Annotated in this window: 19 protein-coding genes and 4 tRNA genes; 19 read left to right on the top strand and 4 right to left on the bottom strand. The window is 69.2% G+C overall.

Translation table 11 applies throughout. From position 1 onward, the window contains the following. The first annotated feature begins 115 nt into the window (after nucleotides 1-115). Nucleotides 116-197 (top strand) — tRNA-Tyr (locus tag AB8Z36_RS00785). Between the two features lie 81 nt (nucleotides 198-278). Next, entirely contained in the window at nucleotides 279-491 is a 213-nt protein-coding gene (locus AB8Z36_RS00780; protein ID WP_369211195.1) for a hypothetical protein, read from the top strand. A gap of 42 nt (nucleotides 492-533) precedes the next feature. Here AB8Z36_RS00780 and AB8Z36_RS00775 read toward each other — a convergent pair whose 3' ends face one another. Both AB8Z36_RS00775 and AB8Z36_RS00770 read right to left on the bottom strand, forming a co-directional pair. Beyond that, nucleotides 534-1,190: an SDR family oxidoreductase gene (locus AB8Z36_RS00775; protein ID WP_369211194.1), complete on the bottom strand. Its 657-nt coding sequence runs from the start codon at nucleotides 1,188-1,190 to the stop codon at nucleotides 534-536. Nucleotides 1,191-1,308: 118 nt separating this feature from the next. Then, nucleotides 1,309-2,610, bottom strand: a complete 1,302-nt coding sequence (locus AB8Z36_RS00770) for an amidohydrolase family protein (protein WP_369211193.1) — start codon at nucleotides 2,608-2,610, stop codon at nucleotides 1,309-1,311. A 291-nt stretch (nucleotides 2,611-2,901) separates the two neighbouring features. Between AB8Z36_RS00770 and AB8Z36_RS00765 the strand changes: the two genes are divergently transcribed. The 8 genes from AB8Z36_RS00765 (at nucleotide 2,902) to AB8Z36_RS00730 (ending at nucleotide 7,879) form a co-directional block, all read left to right on the top strand. Continuing rightward, nucleotides 2,902-2,974: transfer RNA gene (locus AB8Z36_RS00765), tRNA-Thr, on the top strand. Nucleotides 2,975-3,021: 47 nt separating this feature from the next. After that, nucleotides 3,022-3,094: transfer RNA gene (locus AB8Z36_RS00760), tRNA-Met, on the top strand. Between the two features lie 88 nt (nucleotides 3,095-3,182). Next, entirely contained in the window at nucleotides 3,183-3,347 is a 165-nt protein-coding gene (gene rpmG, locus AB8Z36_RS00755) for a 50S ribosomal protein L33 (protein WP_003948671.1), read from the top strand. Nucleotides 3,348-3,432: 85 nt separating this feature from the next. Further along, nucleotides 3,433-3,897, top strand: a complete 465-nt coding sequence (locus AB8Z36_RS00750; protein ID WP_369211192.1) for an FAS1-like dehydratase domain-containing protein — start codon at nucleotides 3,433-3,435, stop codon at nucleotides 3,895-3,897. 4 nt (nucleotides 3,898-3,901) lie between these two features. Further along, the gene (locus AB8Z36_RS00745) at nucleotides 3,902-4,330 is read left to right on the top strand and encodes a MaoC family dehydratase (RefSeq protein WP_369211191.1); all 429 of its coding nucleotides are present in this window, start codon (nucleotides 3,902-3,904) and stop codon (nucleotides 4,328-4,330) included. 195 nt (nucleotides 4,331-4,525) lie between these two features. Then, nucleotides 4,526-5,095, top strand: coding sequence for a TetR/AcrR family transcriptional regulator (locus tag AB8Z36_RS00740; protein WP_369211190.1), 570 nt, complete (start codon nucleotides 4,526-4,528; stop codon nucleotides 5,093-5,095). 214 nt (nucleotides 5,096-5,309) lie between these two features. After that, entirely contained in the window at nucleotides 5,310-6,767 is a 1,458-nt protein-coding gene (locus tag AB8Z36_RS00735) for an MFS transporter (protein ID WP_369211189.1), read from the top strand. A gap of 56 nt (nucleotides 6,768-6,823) precedes the next feature. After that, nucleotides 6,824-7,879, top strand: a complete 1,056-nt coding sequence (locus tag AB8Z36_RS00730) for a UDP-N-acetylmuramate dehydrogenase (protein WP_369211188.1) — start codon at nucleotides 6,824-6,826, stop codon at nucleotides 7,877-7,879. Here the strand turns inward: AB8Z36_RS00730 and AB8Z36_RS00725 are convergent. Beyond that, complete coding sequence (locus tag AB8Z36_RS00725) at nucleotides 7,869-8,888, bottom strand: adenosine deaminase (protein WP_369211187.1); 1,020 nt, start codon at nucleotides 8,886-8,888, stop codon at nucleotides 7,869-7,871. The genes AB8Z36_RS00730 and AB8Z36_RS00725 overlap by 11 nt on opposite strands. 176 nt (nucleotides 8,889-9,064) lie before the next feature. Continuing rightward, entirely contained in the window at nucleotides 9,065-10,291 is a 1,227-nt protein-coding gene (locus AB8Z36_RS00720) for a pyridoxal phosphate-dependent aminotransferase (protein ID WP_369211186.1), read from the bottom strand. 181 nt (nucleotides 10,292-10,472) lie between these two features. Here AB8Z36_RS00720 and AB8Z36_RS00715 point away from each other — a divergent pair. From AB8Z36_RS00715 to rplL, 9 genes are all read left to right on the top strand, one after another. Then, nucleotides 10,473-10,545 (top strand) — tRNA-Trp (locus AB8Z36_RS00715). A gap of 107 nt (nucleotides 10,546-10,652) precedes the next feature. Continuing rightward, a complete protein-coding gene (secE, locus tag AB8Z36_RS00710) occupies nucleotides 10,653-10,940 on the top strand; it encodes a preprotein translocase subunit SecE (protein ID WP_369211185.1) in 288 nt (95 codons plus the stop codon). Nucleotides 10,941-11,017: 77 nt separating this feature from the next. Next, on the top strand, nucleotides 11,018-11,917 hold the full coding sequence (gene nusG / locus AB8Z36_RS00705; RefSeq protein WP_369211184.1) for a transcription termination/antitermination protein NusG: 900 nt from the start codon (nucleotides 11,018-11,020) through the stop codon (nucleotides 11,915-11,917). Between the two features lie 211 nt (nucleotides 11,918-12,128). Continuing rightward, nucleotides 12,129-12,563, top strand: coding sequence for a 50S ribosomal protein L11 (gene rplK, locus AB8Z36_RS00700; RefSeq protein ID WP_030782612.1), 435 nt, complete (start codon nucleotides 12,129-12,131; stop codon nucleotides 12,561-12,563). An 86-nt stretch (nucleotides 12,564-12,649) separates the two neighbouring features. Beyond that, entirely contained in the window at nucleotides 12,650-13,372 is a 723-nt protein-coding gene (gene rplA, locus AB8Z36_RS00695; RefSeq protein WP_369211183.1) for a 50S ribosomal protein L1, read from the top strand. A gap of 173 nt (nucleotides 13,373-13,545) precedes the next feature. Then, nucleotides 13,546-14,451, top strand: coding sequence for a hypothetical protein (locus AB8Z36_RS00690; RefSeq protein ID WP_369211182.1), 906 nt, complete (start codon nucleotides 13,546-13,548; stop codon nucleotides 14,449-14,451). 142 nt (nucleotides 14,452-14,593) lie between these two features. Then, nucleotides 14,594-15,598: a hypothetical protein gene (locus AB8Z36_RS00685; RefSeq protein ID WP_369211181.1), complete on the top strand. Its 1,005-nt coding sequence runs from the start codon at nucleotides 14,594-14,596 to the stop codon at nucleotides 15,596-15,598. 262 nt (nucleotides 15,599-15,860) lie between these two features. Further along, entirely contained in the window at nucleotides 15,861-16,391 is a 531-nt protein-coding gene (gene rplJ, locus AB8Z36_RS00680; RefSeq protein WP_062780303.1) for a 50S ribosomal protein L10, read from the top strand. Nucleotides 16,392-16,504: 113 nt separating this feature from the next. Further along, nucleotides 16,505-16,888, top strand: a complete 384-nt coding sequence (rplL, locus tag AB8Z36_RS00675) for a 50S ribosomal protein L7/L12 (RefSeq protein WP_369211180.1) — start codon at nucleotides 16,505-16,507, stop codon at nucleotides 16,886-16,888. Nucleotides 16,889-17,331 lie beyond the last annotated feature (443 nt).

The following is a 17,331-nucleotide window of genomic DNA, read 5'->3' as shown; positions in this document are numbered from 1 at the left end:
CCACAGCCCCCGCGCGGGGCGCTGATCAATCGGGTGGCGAAGCACCCCTGTGCATCAGGTATCGTTTACGTCGTTGCCACGGAGCGCCGCGAAAGCGGAGCGAGGCAGCAAACCCGGCGGTGTGCCCGAGCGGCCAAAGGGAGCAGACTGTAAATCTGCCGGCTCAGCCTTCCCAGGTTCGAATCCTGGCGCCGCCACATGAAGGTAAACCCCCTCCGATCTGCGGAAACGCAGGGCGGAGGGGGTTTCTTCGTGGGGGGTGGGCGCAGAATGGGGGCATGTCGTCGCGTCGCAGGAGCTGTCCGGAGTGCCGTCGAGAGATCGCCGTCGTCGGTGGACGGTTCGCCCGTCACGATCCGCCGGGGCCGCGCGCCTCCGGCGATCTGATCTCCTGCCCGGGCTCCCGCAGGCAGGCGCCGCTGGGCGCCGCGCAGCCCGCTCTGGACGGCTACACCGTCCCGGAGACCCCGGGACAGCTCCCGCTCTTCTGAACGGCCCTCAGCGCCCCTCCCGGGCCCGCCGCGGAAAGCGGCTCAGTTGCCCGCGACCGACTTGACCGCCACCGACACCGGCACGGAGCCGCTCACCAGCTCCAGCGTCAGGCCCGCCGTCGCCGGCGTCTCCACGAGTTCCGCGAGCACCGCGGCCACGTCGTCCCGCGGGACGGGGCCGCGTCCCGTCGAGGCCTCCAGGCGCACCAGGCCCGTGCCCGCGTCGTCCGTCAGCATGCCGGGACGCAGGATGGTCCAGTCGAGTCCGGCACGCGCGCGTACGTTGGCGTCCGCCTCGCCCTTGGCCCGCAGATAGACGTCGAAGACCTCGTCGCCCTGGTGCGTCGGATCGGCGCCCATGGACGACACGACCACGTACCGCCGCACTCCCGCGCGTTCCGCCGCGTCCGCGAAGAGCACGGCGGCCCCGCGGTCCACGGTGTCCTTGCGGTCGACGCCGCTGCCCGGCCCCGCACCCGCCGCGAAGACGGCGGCGTCGGCCCCACGCAGCCGGTCGGCGACCTCGTCGACCGAGGCCGACTCCAGGTCGCACAGCAGCGGTTCGGCGCCGGCCGCACGGAGATCGTCCCCCTGTCCGGCGTCCCGGATCAGCCCGGCGACCTCGTCACCACGCGCGGCGAGCAGACGCTCCAGCCGCAGCGCGATCTGACCATGTCCTCCAGCGATGACAATGCGCATGCTTTCGACCGTACGGCAGCGTGGGCGGGATCGCCGGGTACGGATCGCTGGCGAGCGGGTGCCGACGGCCCCGGGCGCGACCGGAGTACGCCCTTGCCCGGCCGGAGCACGCCCTCGCTCAGGGCGTCGACTCCCCGCCCCTGGACCGCCCCGGTTCGTTCCCGGTGTCCTTGGCGCGGCCCTGGCGCGGCAGGTCAAGGGCGACGGCCGCCGCCGAGTCGCAGTACTCCCGCACCGCGCTGGTGCGCGCCACCACGCGCCCCCTGTGCACCACGATCCGGCTGTACGCGAGCGACAGCGCCCCCGCGAGGCGGTCCCCGCGCACCGCGAGCAGCTCGGCGGGGAAGCCCGCCTCGACCCGTACCTCCGGCAGGCCCATGGCCGTGCGCGCCGCCCCGCTCACCGCGTCGTAGGCCTCCTCGGGGCGCAGCCCGCAGCGGGAGGCCAGCAGGTAGGCGGCCTCCAGCGGGTCGCCGCGGCCCACGGGGTTCGCGGCGTCCCGCATGGCCCCGCTGCCCGCGGCGAGCCGCACCCCCGCCGCGCGCAGCAGCCGCACCGGGGCGTCGCCGTGCCGCTCGGAACTGGCGCAGCCGCCCTGCGGCAGGCAGACCACCGTCACACCGGCCGCCGCGAGCTGACCGGCGGTACGCGATGCCACCTCCCTCGGCAGGCGCCCCAGCCCGCCACAGGGGCCGATCGTGACCCCGGCGCGCAGTCCGCCCGCCATGGCGGCGAGCCGTCCGAGCCGGGCCGGATCGTCTCCGTCCGTATGCAGGTCGACCGGGCAGCCGTGCTCGGCGGCGATGTCGAGCACCGCCTCCGCGTACCCCGTCGGATCGGGGTCGAGATCCGGACAGCCGCCCACTACGGAGGCGCCCATTTTCACCGCGTCCCGCAGCATCGCGAGCCCGTCGGCGCCCGCGACCCCGGTCAGCAGCCGCGGCACCGCGACCGCCGTCAGGTCGACCAGGCCCCGCAGGGAACGCCGCGCCTGGAGCACGGCCTCCATCGGGCCGAGCCCCTGGACGTCACCGATGCGCACATGCGACCGAAGGGCCGTCGCGCCGTGCCCGAGCTGGAGCAGCGCCGCCTCGGTGGCCCTGCGCTGCACATCGGGGATGTCGTACGAGACGGGGCCAGGCACGTCACCGGAGAGCGCCGTGTCGCCGTGCGCGTGCGGCTCCGCGGCGGCCGGGAGCAGCAGGTAGCCGCCGAGGTCCACGCGCGAGCCGTGCGCGGCCAGGCTGCCTGCCGTGCCGACCGCCTCGATGTGTCCGCCGCCGAGCCGGACGTCCACCGTGCGTCCGTCGGTGAGCCGGGCGCCGCAGAGCAGCAGGGACCCCGGTTCGGCCGCGGCGTCGGGGCCGGAGGGTCCCGGGGAGCCGGAGGAGTGGGGCTGCTGCGGCTGGCTGTCGGGCATCGCACTCCTGGGGTTCGGGGGCGGCTGCTGTCGGGTCGGGTGGCCGCTGCGGATGCGAGGGGGGCGTCAAGATCACGCAGCGTAAGCCGAGCCTAGGACGGCGACAGGTCCGCTTCGAGGAGGAGCGCAATAGTCGTACCGGTGTGGTGCGACGGTGCGGATGGCGGCACGGACGACGGTGCGGGTGGGGCGTTCAGAGGCGCCTGGGACGGTGCTTCCGAAGGGTGCGGAGAGCCGTCGGGAAACGGATTTGGGCGATCGGCGACCAACCGTGTAATGTCTTCATCGCTCGCCCCAATAGCTCAGTCGGTAGAGCGTCTCCATGGTAAGGAGAAGGTCTGCGGTTCGATTCCGCATTGGGGCTCTGATGTCGAGTGATCCTCGCCTTCGGGCGAGGGGATCCGGCATCGCAGCGGTGTAGCTCAGTCGGTAGAGCAAGCGGCTCATAATCGCTGTGTCACCGGTTCAAGTCCGGTCACCGCTACTGCTGGTAGCCGATTGTGGGGTCGGTCCTTCGATCGGCTACTCTTGTATGCGTTCATCCGTCCATCCGTCCGTCAAGGAGCACTCACGTGGCTGCCACCGACGTCCGCCCGAAGATCACGCTGGCCTGCGTGGAGTGCAAGGAGCGGAACTACATCACCAAGAAGAACCGGCGTAACAACCCGGACCGTCTTGAGATGAAGAAGCACTGCCCGCGCTGCAACGCGCACACTGCGCACCGCGAAACGCGCTAAACACAGGCTCGCACCCGAGGCCGTCCCCGATTGTGGGGGCGGCCTCGTGTCGTTCACTCAACCAACCACAGGAGGTACCGAGTCCATGGCGCTCGACCAGTCCTTCGTGGGGCGGTCCTATCCGCCCACCGATCCTTATGAGGTCGGCCGGGAGAAGATCCGCGAGTTCGCCGAGGCGGTGGGCGACGCCAATCCCGCGTACACCGACGCGAAGGCCGCCGAGGCGCTCGGTCACTCCGATGTGATCGCTCCGCCTACTTTTGTGTTCGCGATCACTTTCAAAGCCGCGGGGCAGGTAATCCAGGACCCGCAGCTCGGGCTCGATTACAGCCGGGTGGTGCACGGTGACCAGAAGTTCGCCTATACCCGCCCGGTGCGCGCGGGCGACAGGCTTTCGGTGACGTCGACCATCGAGAACATCAAGACGCTCGCGGGCAACGAGATCATCGACATTCGCGGCGAGGTGCACGACGAGACCGGCGAGCATGTGATGACCGCCTGGACCAAGCTCGTCGCGCGCGCGGCTGAGCCCGCGAAAGAGGGGGCCTGAGGCGATGACGGCGACGATTTCCTACGACGACGTCGAGGTCGGCACCGAGCTGCCGCCGCAGACCTTCCCGGTGACGCGCGCCACGCTGGTGCAGTACGCGGGTGCCTCCGGTGACTTCAACCCGATCCACTGGAACGAGAAGTTCGCCGTCGAGGTCGGTCTCCCCGACGTCATCGCGCACGGCATGTTCACCATGGCCGAGGCGATCCGCGTGGTGACCGACTGGGCGGGCGACCCCGGAGCGATCGTCGAGTACGGCGTGCGCTTCACGAAGCCCGTCGTCGTCCCCAACGACGACAAGGGCGCCCTGATCGAGGTCAGTGCCAAGGTCGCGGAGAAGCTCGACGACAACCGCGTCCGGGTCGACCTGCTCGCCAAGAGCGCGGGCCAGAAGGTTCTCGGCATGTCGCGGGCGATCGTGCGGCTGGCCTGACGGCTTACCGCGATTCCGCTACGTAGCTGTGCTGGTAAGGGGCGTTCTCCATTGAGGACGCCCCTTACGCGTGCCCTGAGCCCTTCACGCGTGCCCTGAGCCCTTCACGCGTGCCCTGAGCCCCCTCCGTGGACGTGAAAGCCGTCCGGACCGAGGTACTTGACTACTTAGTGATTGGCCACTAACTTCGTCGTCATGGTCAGGATGAGCGCAGAGGAACGGCGCGAGAGCGTCATCCGCGCGGCAATGGTCGAGTTCGCCCGCGGCGGCTACAAGGGCACCTCCACCGAGGTCATCGCCAAGCGCGTGGGTGTCTCGCAGCCGTATCTCTTCCGGCTCTTCCCGAGCAAGCAGGCCATCTTCCTGGCGGCTTCGGAACGGTGCTGCCGCGAGGTCAACGAGGTCTTCAAGCGGGCGGCCGAAGGGCTGAACGCGGAGGAGGCCGTCCACGCCGCCGGCGCCGCCTACCAGGCGCTCATCGCCGACGACCCGGACATGCTGCTCATGCAGATGCAGATGTACGTCGCGGTGGCCTCCGCGGAGGCCAGCGGCGACCGGGAGTTCGGGGAGTCGCTGCGGGCCGCCTGGATGGAGATGTACGACACGGTCGTGCTGATCCAGGGGGCGGACGTCGACGAGGCGACGACCTTCCTGGCGTACGGGATGCTGATCAACGTCCTGGTGTCGATGGGCTTCCACCCCGACCACCGGGTGTGGAAAGGGTTCTACGACTCTGCGCAGCCCAGGCGTGAACCGGAGACGTGAGCCGGAAGCGCGAGCTGAAGGTGTGGGGGTCCCAGATGGGGGAGTTCCGCATGCGGGAATTGCAGGGGCGCAAGCTGCCGGTGTGAGCCCGGAAGAGGCGGGCCGACGTAGGTGAGCCCGTGGGGGCCAGCGCGGCTGCGTGCACGCGCGCGTGAGGAGCGGTCTTCTGTGGCCGCAAAAGTTAGTAATCAATAACTAATCTTTGGGGGAAGCGATGTCACAACCGTCCGCACGGGCCGGGGGAGCGGTCTGGGCCCTCGTCATCACCAGCGTCGCCGGATTCATGGCCGCGCTCGACAACCTCGTCGTCACCACCGCCCTGCCCTCCATCAGCGAGGATCTCGGCGGTGGCATGCACGACCTCGAATGGACGGTGAGCGCCTACACCCTCACCTTCGCCGTGCTCCTGATGTTCGGCGCGGCCCTGGGCGACCGCTTCGGTCGCCGCAAACTGTTCTCCGTGGGCCTCGCGATCTTCACCGCCGCCTCCGGCGCGGCGGCCCTCGCGCCCGGTCTGGAGGAACTGATCGCGGCCCGCGCGGTGCAGGGCGTCGGCGCCGCGATCATGATGCCGCTCACGCTGACCCTCCTGACGGCGGCCGTACCGGCGGACAAGCGCGGCATGGCGTACGGGATATGGGGGGCCGTCAACGGCCTCGCGGTCGCCGGTGGCCCCCTCATCGGCGGCAGCCTCACCGAGCACGTCTCCTGGCACTGGATCTTCTGGCTGAACGTTCCGCTCGGCCTGGCCCTGCTGCCGCTCGCCCGCCTCCGCCTCACCGAGTCCTACGGCCCCGGAGCGCGCCTGGACATCGCGGGCACCCTGCTCGCCAGCGGAGGCCTGTTCGGCATCGTCTACGCGCTGGTGCGCGGTCCGCTCGACGGCTGGAGCAGCGCCACCGTGCTCACCGGGCTCATCGCGGGCACCGCGCTGCTGGGTGGGTTCGTCCACCACGGCATCCGCAACAGGGCGCCGATGCTGCCGATGCGGCTCTTCCGCAGCCGCGCGTTCTCCGGGATCAACGCGGCGAGCCTGCTGATGTTCCTCGGGATGTTCGGCTCGATCTTCCTGCTCAGCCAGTACATGCAGGGCGTCCTTGGATACTCGCCCACGGAGGCGGGGCTGCGGATGCTGCCCTGGACCGGCATGCCGATGCTCGTGGCGCCGCTCGCGGGCTACCTGTCCGACCGTGTCGGCGGCCGTCCCGTCGTCGCCGCCGGACTCTTTCTCCAGGCCGTCGGTCTCGCCTGGTACGGCATGGTGGTGGCGCCCGACGCCAGCTACGCCGCCCAGCTCCCCGCCCTGATCATCAGCGGTGTCGGGATGTCGCTGTACTTCGCTCCGGCCTCCGCCCTGGTGATGTCCAGCGTCGCGCCGCACGAGCAGGGCATCGCGTCCGGCGCCAACAACGCGCTCCGCGAGGTGGGCGGCGCCCTCGGCATCGCCGTCATGTCCTCGGTCTTCTCGGCGCAGGGCAGCCTCCGCTCGCCGCAGAGCTTCGTGGACGGCCTGGAGCCCGCCCTGTGGGTCGGCTCCGCGACGGTGGCCCTGGCCGCGGTGGCCGCCCTGTGCATCCCCTCGCGCCGCCGCGACGCGGCCTCCGGGCCCGGGGCAACCGAGTCCGGCCCCGAGGCGCCCGAGCGGCCGGAGAGCGGGCTGCTGGCCGTCTGAGCCGACCGGAACGGCCCCGCCGGGAACGGCGGGGCCGTTCTCGTACTCTTGAGCACGTGCAGGAACTCCATGACGCCCCGCTCGCCCCGCTGACGACCTTCCGTCTCGGCGGCCCCGCGACCCGCCTGATCACCGCGACGACCGACGCCGAGGTGATCGAAGCCGTCCGCGAAGCCGACGCATCCGGAACGCCACTGCTGCTCATCGGCGGTGGATCGAACCTGGTCATCGGCGACAAGGGCTTCGACGGCACCGCCCTGCGCATCGCCACCGAGGGCTTCGAACTGGACGGCACGAAGCTCGAACTCGCCGCGGGCGAGGTCTGGACGGACGCCGTCGCGCGCACCGTCGACGCGGGCCTCGCGGGCATCGAGTGCCTGGCCGGAATCCCCGGCTCCGCGGGCGCGACGCCGATCCAGAACGTGGGGGCGTACGGCCAGGAGGTCTCATCGACGATCACCGAGGTGATCGCGTACGACCGGCGGACGCACGAGACGGTCGTCATCCCGAACGCCGAGTGCGACTTCTCCTACCGGCACAGCCGCTTCAAGGCCGAGGCCGACCGTTTCGTGGTGCTGCGTGTGCGCTTCCAGCTGGAGGACGCGGGCGGGCTGAGCGCCCCCGTCAAGTACCCGGAGACGGCACGCACGCTCGGCGTGGAGGCGGGCGACCGCGTTCCGGCGGCGGTGGCCAGGGAGACCGTCCTGAAGCTGCGGGCGGGGAAGGGCATGGTGCTCGACCCCGAGGACCACGACAGCTGGTCGGCCGGGTCGTTCTTCACCAACCCGATCCTCACCGAGGAGCAGTTCGCGGCCTTCCACGCGCGCGTGGCGGAGCGCCTCGGCCCCGACGTCACCCCGCCCGGCTTCCCGGCGGGCGAGGGCCGCGTGAAGACCTCCGCCGCGTGGCTCATCGACAAGGCGGGCTTCACCAAGGGCTACGGAGAGGGCAGGGCGCGCATCTCCACCAAGCACACCCTGGCCCTCACCAACCGCGGCGGCGCGACCACCGAGGACCTCCTGGACCTGGCCCGCGAGGTCGTGGCCGGGGTCGAGGAAGCCTTCGGGATCACCCTGGTCAACGAACCGGTGACGGTCGGCGTCAGCCTCTGAGCCACGTGTCGGCCCCCGCCAGCAGCCGCTCCTGTACGTCCTTGGGCGCCGCCGAGCCGCGGATCGACTGCCTGGCCAGCTCCGCGAGCTCGGCGTCGTCGAAGCCGTGGTGCTCCCGCGCGATCTCGTACTGCGCGGCGAGCCGCGATCCGAAGAGCAGCGGGTCGTCGGCGCCCAGCGCCATCGGCACCCCGGCGTCGAAGAGGGTCCGCAGGGGCACGTCCTCGGGCTTCTCGTAGACGCCGAGGGCGACGTTGGACGCCGGGCACACCTCGCACGTCACGCCGCGGTCGGCGAGCCGCTTCAGGAGCCGCGGGTCCTCGGCTGCCCGCACCCCGTGCCCGATCCGCGCCGCGTGCAGGTCGTCGAGGCAGTCCCGCACCGAAGCGGGCCCCGTCAGCTCGCCGCCGTGCGGTGCCGCGAGGAGCCCGCCGTCCCGCGCGATGGCGAAGGCACGGTCGAAGTCGCGCGCCATGCCGCGCCGTTCGTCGTTGGAGAGCCCGAAGCCGACGATGCCGCGGTCGGCGTACCGCACCGCGAGCCGGGCCAGTGTGCGGGCGTCCAGCGGGTGCTTCATGCGGTTCGCGGCGACCAGGACGCGCATCCCGAGGCCGGTCTCCCGCGAGGCGCTCTCGACCGCGTCCAGGATGATCTCCAGGGCCGGGATCAGACCGCCGAGCCGCGGCGCGTACGAGGTCGGGTCGACCTGGATCTCCAGCCACCCCGAGCCGTCCCGCAGATCCTCCTCGGCGGCCTCGCGCACCAGGCGCTGGATGTCCTCGGGCTCACGCAGACAGGAGCGCGCGGCATCGTAGAGCCGCTGGAAGCGGAACCAGCCCCGCTCGTCGGTGGCGCGCAGCTTCGGCGGCTCGGCGCCGGTGAGCGCGTCCGGGAGACGCACCCCGTACTTGTCGGCGAGGTCCAGCAGGGTCGCGGGCCGCATCGAACCGGTGAAGTGCAGGTGCAGATGGGCCTTGGGCAGCTCTCTTACGTCTCGTACACGCTCCATTGGAGGATCTTGCCGTACATACGGCGGGTCCCGGAAGCGGCTTTCCCCTTCGTGGTCCTCCCCGAACGAAGAAACGGGCCGCCCCTCCGGAGGAGAGACGGCCCGCACGCACGCGTGGAGCGTGTTTTCCGGGACCGGTGCCCCGCGCCGGGGCGCCGGCCGCGCCCCGCCAGGTGTCAGTCGCGGGCCTCCGCCAGCAGCTTCTGGACGCGGGAGACGCCCTCGACGAGGTCCTCGTCGCCGAGCGCGTACGACAGGCGCAGATAGCCGGGCGTCCCGAAGGCCTCGCCGGGAACGACCGCCACCTCGGCCTCCTCCAGGATCAGCGCGGCCAGCTCGACGGAGTCCTGCGGGCGCTTGCCGCGGATCTCCTTGCCGAGCAGGCCCTTCACCGAGGGGTAGGCGTAGAAGGCGCCCTCGGGCTCGGGGCAGAGCACGCCGTCGATGTCGTTGAGCATCCGCACGATGGTCCTGCGGCGCCGGTCGAAGGCCTCGCGCATCTTCTCGACCGCGACCAGGTCCCCGGAGACGGCGGCGAGGGCCGCGGCCTGGGCGACGTTGGAGACGTTGGACGTGGCGTGCGACTGGAGGTTCGTCGCGGCCTTGACGACGTCCTTCGGGCCGATGATCCAGCCGACCCGCCAGCCGGTCATGGCGTACGTCTTGGCGACGCCGTTGACCACGACGCACTTGTCGCGCAGCTCGGGAAGGATCGCGGGGAGCGAGGTGAACTTCGCGTCTCCGTAGACGAGGTGTTCGTAGATCTCGTCGGTCATGACCCACAGGCCGTGCTCGACGGCCCAGCGGCCGATCGCCTCGGCGTCGGACTCGGTGTAGACGGCGCCCGTGGGGTTGGACGGCGAGACGAAGAGCACCATCTTGGTGCGCTCGGTGCGGGCGGCCTCGAGCTGCTCGACCGAGACGCGGTAGCCGGTGGTCTCGTCGGCGACGACCGGGACCGGGACACCGCCCGCGAGACGGATCGACTCGGGGTATGTCGTCCAGTAGGGAGCCGGGACGATGACCTCGTCGCCCGGGTCGAGGATCGCGGCGAAGGCTTCGTAGATCGCCTGCTTGCCGCCGTTGGTGACCAGGATCTGCGAGGCGTCCACCTCATACCCGGAGTCGCGCAGCGTCTTCGCGGCGATGGCCGCCTTCAGCTCGGGCAGGCCCCCGGCCGGTGTGTAGCGGTGGAACTTCGGGTTCCTGCAGGCCTCGACGGCCGCCTCGACGATGTAGTCCGGAGTGGGGAAGTCGGGCTCACCCGCGCCGAAGCCGATCACCGGCCGCCCGGCGGCCTTGAGGGCCTTGGCCTTGGCGTCGACGGCGAGGGTCGCGGACTCGGAGATCGCGCCGATGCGCGCGGACACCCGGCGCTCGGTCGGAGAAGTTTCAGCGCTCATGACCCCATCGTTCCAGACCCGAAACGGCCCCGGCGCGGGGGATTCCAAGAGCATCGCCACCGATTCTGTTCGACGGAGCGCCGCGGACCACGTACACTCACTGCTCGTTGGCCCTCACCGGCCGCACCCTCTCGACGCACTCCGTGCACATGGGCGGATGCGGTAGGTTGGGGGAAATCAAAGGGTCGTAGCTCAATTGGTAGAGCACTGGTCTCCAAAACCAGCGGTTGGGGGTTCAAGTCCCTCCGGCCCTGCTACACACTCCTTCGCCAGGATGTGTGCGCATGTACGTACTGCATTGCACCGCCGTGCGGCTCAACCGGGCGCGGCACGGCCACGACCCGGAATCAGGTGAGGACGAGTGACGGACGCCGTGGGCTCCATCGACAAGCCTGATGCCCAGGACGAGGCGACGGAGTCCAAGAAGAAGGCCCGCAAGGGCGGCAAGCGCGGCAAGAAGGGCCCCTTCGGCCGTCTCGCGCTCTTCTACCGCCAGATCATCGCGGAGCTCCGCAAGGTCGTCTGGCCGACTCGCAGTCAGCTCACGACTTACACCACAGTGGTGATTGTCTTCGTCGTCATCATGATCGGTCTCGTGACCGTGATTGACTATGGCTTCAGCCACGCTGTCAAGTACATCTTCGGCTGAGCCGAGAGCGAAGGGCGCCGTTCCCGGCGCCCCTATTCGCGTGTTCCACCCCTTGTATCCAGGAAGAAGCAGCCACCGTGTCTGACCCGAACCTGAACGACGCCATTGAGCCTCGCGGCGGGCAGGATGCCGAGTCCGTCGAGGACGAGCTCGACATCGTCGAGGCGGCGGACGCCGAGGAGCCGGATCAGGCCGAGGCAGCCGACGCCGCCGCGGGCGACACCGCCGAGGAGGCCGCCGTCCACCTGGAGGGTGACGCCGAGGCCACCGCCGAGTCCGGCGAGGACGAGGGCACCGACGCGGAGGCCGCCGACCCGGAAGCCGCCGACGAGGAGCTCGTCGAAGAGGAGTCCGAGCCGGTCGACCCGATCGTCGCCCTGCGCGAAGAGCTCCGCACCCTCCCCGGCGAGTGGTACGTCATCCACACCTACGCCGGTTACGAGAACCGCGTGAAGACCAACCTCGAGCAGCGCGCCGTCTCGCTCAACGTCGAGGACTTCATCTTCCAGGCCGAGGTGCCGCAGGAAGAGGTCGCCCAGATCAAGAACGGCGAGCGCAAGACCATCCGCCAGAACAAGCTCCCGGGCTACGTGCTGGTGCGCATGGACCTGACGAACGAGTCCTGGGGCGTCGTCCGCAACACCCCCGGCGTCACCGGCTTCGTGGGCAACGCCTACGACCCGTACCCGCTGACCCTGGACGAGATCGTCAAGATGCTCGCCCCGGAGGCCGAGGAGAAGGCCGCCCGCGAGGCCGCCGAGGCCGAGGGCAAGCCGGCTCCGGCCCGCAAGGTCGAGGTGCAGGTGCTCGACTTCGAGGTGGGCGACTCGGTCACCGTCACCGACGGCCCGTTCGCCACGCTCCAGGCCACGATCAACGAGATCAACGCCGACTCGAAGAAGGTCAAGGGTCTCGTCGAGATCTTCGGCCGCGAGACCCCGGTCGAGCTCAGCTTCGACCAGATCCAGAAGAACTGATCCACGGGGTACCGGTCCCGCGGGACCGGACGCCCCTGGCTCACCCGCCTCTGGAACATACGCTTCCGACCAGGTCAGACAGGCTGCCAAAGCCGGTCTGACCTGCTCGGTTTTTAGCTGCACGACCATACCCGTTATCGTTGTGCGGTATGCCTCCATCCGGATGACCGGATGGTTGGCTGAAAACTCTCACTAGGACCCGGAGAGAGCAATGCCTCCCAAGAAGAAGAAGGTCACGGGGCTCATCAAGCTCCAGATCCAGGCCGGCGCCGCCAACCCGGCTCCGCCGGTCGGCCCCGCGCTGGGCCAGCACGGCGTCAACATCATGGAGTTCTGCAAGGCGTACAACGCCGCGACCGAGTCGCAGCGTGGCTGGGTGATCCCGGTGGAGATCACGGTCTACGAAGACCGCTCCTTCACCTTCATCACCAAGACGCCGCCGGCCGCCAAGATGATCCTGAAGGCCGCTGGTGTCGAGAAGGGCTCCGGCGAGCCCCACAAGACCAAGGTCGCCAAGGTCACCGAGGCGCAGATCCGCGAGATCGCGCAGACCAAGATGGAAGACCTCAACGCCAACGACCTGGACGCCGCGTCGAAGATCATCGCCGGCACCGCCCGTTCCATGGGCATCACGGTCGAGGGCTGAGACCCTTCCCCGTCTGACCTTTCTCAGTGGTAGGGCCAAGCGCTGGTCCGCACCACGACTCCATACCTGAACCAACAGGAGCAGAAGTGAAGCGCAGCAAGACTCTCCGCGCTGCGGACGCCAAGATCGACCGGGAGAAGCTGTACGCCCCGCTCGAGGCCGTCCGTCTCGCCAAGGAGACCTCCACGACCAAGTTCGACGGCACCGTCGAGGTCGCCATGCGTCTGGGTGTCGACCCGCGCAAGGCCGACCAGATGGTCCGCGGCACCGTGAACCTCCCGCACGGCACCGGCAAGACCGCCCGGGTCCTGGTCTTCGCGACCGGTGACCGTGCTGCGGCCGCGGAAGCCGCTGGAGCCGACATCGTCGGCGCCGACGAGCTCATCGACGAGGTCGCGAAGGGCCGCCTGGACTTCGACGCCGTCGTCGCCACCCCGGACCTCATGGGCAAGGTCGGCCGCCTCGGCCGCGTGCTCGGTCCGCGTGGTCTGATGCCGAACCCGAAGACCGGCACCGTGACCCCCGACGTCGTGAAGGCTGTCAACGACATCAAGGGCGGCAAGATCGAGTTCCGCGTCGACAAGCACTCGAACCTGCACTTCATCATCGGCAAGGTGTCCTTCGACGACACCAAGCTGGTGGAGAACTACGCCGCGGCCCTGGAGGAGATCCTCCGTCTGAAGCCGTCGGCCGCCAAGGGTCGCTACATCAAGAAGGCCGCCATCGCCACCACGATGGGCCCCGGCATTCCGCTGGACTCCAACCGCACCCGCAACCTCCTCGTCGAGGAGGACCCGGCCGCCGTCTGATCCTGACGGCAGCCGCGTCGCGCACGCGTTCTGTGGACGGGCCCCGCAACCTTTCGAGGTGCGGGGCCCGTCCTGTTTGTGTACGGGCCGTCCGCGTACGGGCAGGGCATACGGATACGTGTGTCAGTGGCTTGCGCTAGCGTGCGGGTCGTCGAACAAGCCAAGGGGTGGGAATGAACAGCACGACGTTGCGGCGTACGGGTCTCTCGATCGCGGTGGCCGCCGCGCTGACGGGCCTCGCGGCCTGTGGTTCGGGCGGGTCGGGCGGTTCCTCCGACAAGGCCGGCGGCGCGGACGACAAGGGCGGCATCAAGGTCAGCCCCATAGCCGCCCTGCGCACGGTCGAGAAGTCCACCGACAAGGCGGACACCGCCCGGGTGAGCGGCACGACGAGCATGGGCGCCCAGGCCACCATGGACATGAAGGGCGTCATGGGCTGGTCGGACGGCATCACCGGCGAGGTCACGGTCTCCTTCACCGGTGGCGCCCAGGCGGAGCAGATGAAGCAGCTCGGCCAGTCCACGCTCGACTACCGCTATCTGAAGAACGGCTTCTACGCGCACATGGGCGACGCCTTCGCGGCCAAGGCGGGCGGGGGCAAGCACTGGATCGAGTACGACTACGACACGCTGGCCGAGATGAGCGGCGCCGCGGGCGAGGCGTTCCAGGACCAGATGCAGAACACCACGCCGAACCAGTCGGTGAAGATGCTGCTGGCCTCGGGCGATGTGAAGCGCGTCGGCGAGGAGGACGTCCGCGGGACGAAGGCCACGCACTACTCCGGCAAGGTCGACGTCGCGGACTTCACCGCCAAGGGGACCGACCTGGACGAGGACCAGCTGGGTGAGCTGCGCAAGCAGTTCGACCAGGCGGGCATCAGCACCGAGACCATCGACATCTGGGTCAACGACGACGACCTCCTGGTCAAGAAGATCGAGAAGGCCGACACGAAGAACGGCCCCTTCACGCAGACCGCCTACTACAGCGACTACGGCACGCCGCTCTCCGTCGAGAAGCCCCCGGCCTCCGACACCCTGAGCTTCAAGGACCTCGTGGCCAAGCAGCAGCCCGCGTCCTAGCGGAAGCGGCGGCCCGCGGCCCAGCGGAAGCAGCGGCCCGCGGCCGAGCGGAAGCGGAATATCCGGAAGCTGTCCGTCTCACCCCTCGGGTACTCTCGGCTATCCATAGATGTGTCGATCATGTGTTCCTAGGGGTGGGGTCATGACTGCTGTTGTCGTACGTGGAAAGCAGGGCGGCAAGAGGGTGGCGGGCGCCGTGCTCGCCACCGCGCTGCTCTGTACCGGCGCGGTCGCCTGTGGCGGCTCGGACGGCGAGGGGGACAAGGGCGGCAGGGCCGCCGGGGGCATCCAGTCCGCGTCGCAGGTCACCGAGGTCATCACGGCCGCCTACAAGAAGACGACGGCCGCCAAGTCCGCCAAGGTGCGGATGACGATGTCCACGCCGCCCGGCAAGATGGGCAAGGCCATGGGCGGCGCCGGTGAGATGAAGATGTCCGGCGTGCTTGGCTGGGACCCCTCCGTCATGGACGTGACGATGTCGGGCTCCGCGCTCACCGAGGGTGACCCCGACGCCCCCAAGCAGGTCCGCATGCTCATGCGTGACAACGTCATGTACGCCGACCTGGGCGCGGCCGCCGCCAAGGACATGGACGGCAAGCGCTGGATGAAGATGGACTTCGCCGCCATGGCCGAGCAGTCCGGCGACGAGAAGCTCATGAAGCAGATGACCGGCAGCCTGGACAGCATGAACCAGGACCCGGCCAAGCAGCTCGCGATGCTCCTGGAGTCCCCGAACCTCAAGCACGTCGGCTCCTCCGAGGTCGACGGTGCGCAGACCCAGCGCTACAAGGGCCGCCTCACCGTCAAGGAGATGATGTCGACGAACGACTCCCTCGACGACGTGCTCAGCAAGAGCGAGAAGGAGAAGCTCCTCAAGAACATCGAGAAGTCGGGCATCAAGGGCTACGACACCGAGGTCTGGGTCAACGAGGACGACTACCCGGTCCGCATGGACATCGACATCAAGACCCCCGAGGGCACGGTCAAGACGTCGCAGACGTTCTCCGACTACGGCACCACGGCGAAGGTCACCCCGCCGCCCGCCGGTGAGACCTTCGACCTGATGGAGATGTTCAAGGAGCTCGGAAAGCTCGGCAAGGGCGACACATCGGACACCGACGCCCTGGGGCTGGACAGCGGCGTCTGACCGGATTTGCCTGACGCGGATCCGTTCGCGTACGCTTCCACAGAAGCCAAAGACCGCTGGTCGTTGCCGTGCTCTCGGAAGAGGGGGCGGTGGCCGAAGGATCCGCTGAGACGGCGGACGACCCGCGCAGGTGACTGTGGAAGTGCTCCTGGACCGATTGTGGTCCGGTCGAGCTCACGCCCCGTGCGCCTGCGCCGGGGCGTTTCGTTTTGTTCGGCCCCTTCTGAGCGGTCCTCATCACCCGGAAGGAGGCCGACGCTCTATGCCGACGCCCGACAAGGCTGCCGCGGTAGCCGAGCTCACGGACAAGTTCCGCAGCTCGAACGCCGCCGTGCTGACCGAGTACCGGGGTCTCACCGTGGCCCAGCTCAAGCAGCTGCGCCGTTCGCTCGGTGAGAACTCCGAGTACGCCGTGGTGAAGAACACGCTGACCAAGATCGCGGCCAACGAGGCCGGGATCAACACGCTGGACGACCTGTTCACGGGTCCGACGGCGGTTGCCTTCGTCACCGGTGACCCGGTGGAGTCGGCCAAGGGTCTTCGTGACTTCGCCAAGGAAAACCCCAACCTCGTCATCAAGGGCGGTGTCCTTGACGGCAAGGCGCTGTCCGCCGATGAGTTCAAGAAGCTCGCGGACCTCGAGTCCCGCGAGGTTCTGCTCGCCAAGCTGGCGGGCGCCATGAAGGGCAAGCAGTCCCAGGCTGCCGCGCTCTTCCAGGCGCTTCCCTCGAAGTTCGTCCGCACCGCGGAGGCGCTTCGTGCCAAGAAGGCCGAGCAGGGCGGTGCCGAGTAATTCGGCTCGCGCATTGATCGACGCCCGCTAGGGCGCCGGTCGCAGCGGGCCGAACGTACGCCCGCCTTCATATACACCCGGCACCAGCCGATTTAGTGGAAGGATCGCCCATCATGGCGAAGCTCAGCCAGGAAGACCTGCTCGCTCAGTTCGAGGAGCTCACGCTCATCGAGCTCGCCGAGTTCGTGAAGGCCTTCGAGGAGAAGTTCGACGTCACCGCCGCCGCTCCGGTCGCCGTTGCCGCTGGTGGCGCCGCTGCCGCCCCGGCCGAGGCCGAGGCCGAGCAGGACGAGTTCGACGTCATCCTCACGGGCGCCGGCGAGAAAAAGATCCAGGTCATCAAGGTCGTGCGTGAGCTGACCTCGCTGGGTCTCAAGGAGGCCAAGGACCTCGTCGACGGCACCCCGAAGCCCGTCCTCGAGAAGGTCGCCAAGGACGCCGCTGACAAGGCCGCCGAGGCCCTCAAGGGCGCCGGCGCCTCCGTCGAGGTCAAGTGACCTCACGAGTCGTCTGACTCTCTGCACCGTACGTATGGCGGAAACGCTGTAACGCACGGGTCGCCAAAGGCGATCACCCATGTGGGTGGTCGCCTTTCGGCGTTCCTGGGCCACCCGTGAAGGTCGCCTTGCGATGTCGGTCGCGGCGAGTATGGTGATCTTCGTTGTGCCCCGGAACGGCCCGTGACGGTGACGGTCCAAGGGCCAAGTCGGGGCATGGGGGCCTTGACGAACCGCACGCAGCGCGCAATTCTCAGGACGCGTCGTCACAACGATCCGCATCCGAGGCATGGATCGGCGGCGAAGAGGGCAGTATCGATGTGCGTTGAGGACGTGGCTTGCAGCAGGGGTTGAGAACAACGAGGGTCTCCCAGAACCCGCACTGGACATCAGTGGGCCGACTGGCTACACTGACCCTTTGCGCTGCCTGTTAGCTGCCTCCT

Source organism: Streptomyces flavofungini (genome assembly GCF_041028215.1).
In the GTDB taxonomy this organism is placed as follows: domain Bacteria; phylum Actinomycetota; class Actinomycetes; order Streptomycetales; family Streptomycetaceae; genus Streptomyces; species Streptomyces flavofungini_B.
Note: the sequence above shows the minus strand (reverse complement) of the source record. Positions and strands in the feature narration are given on the sequence as shown.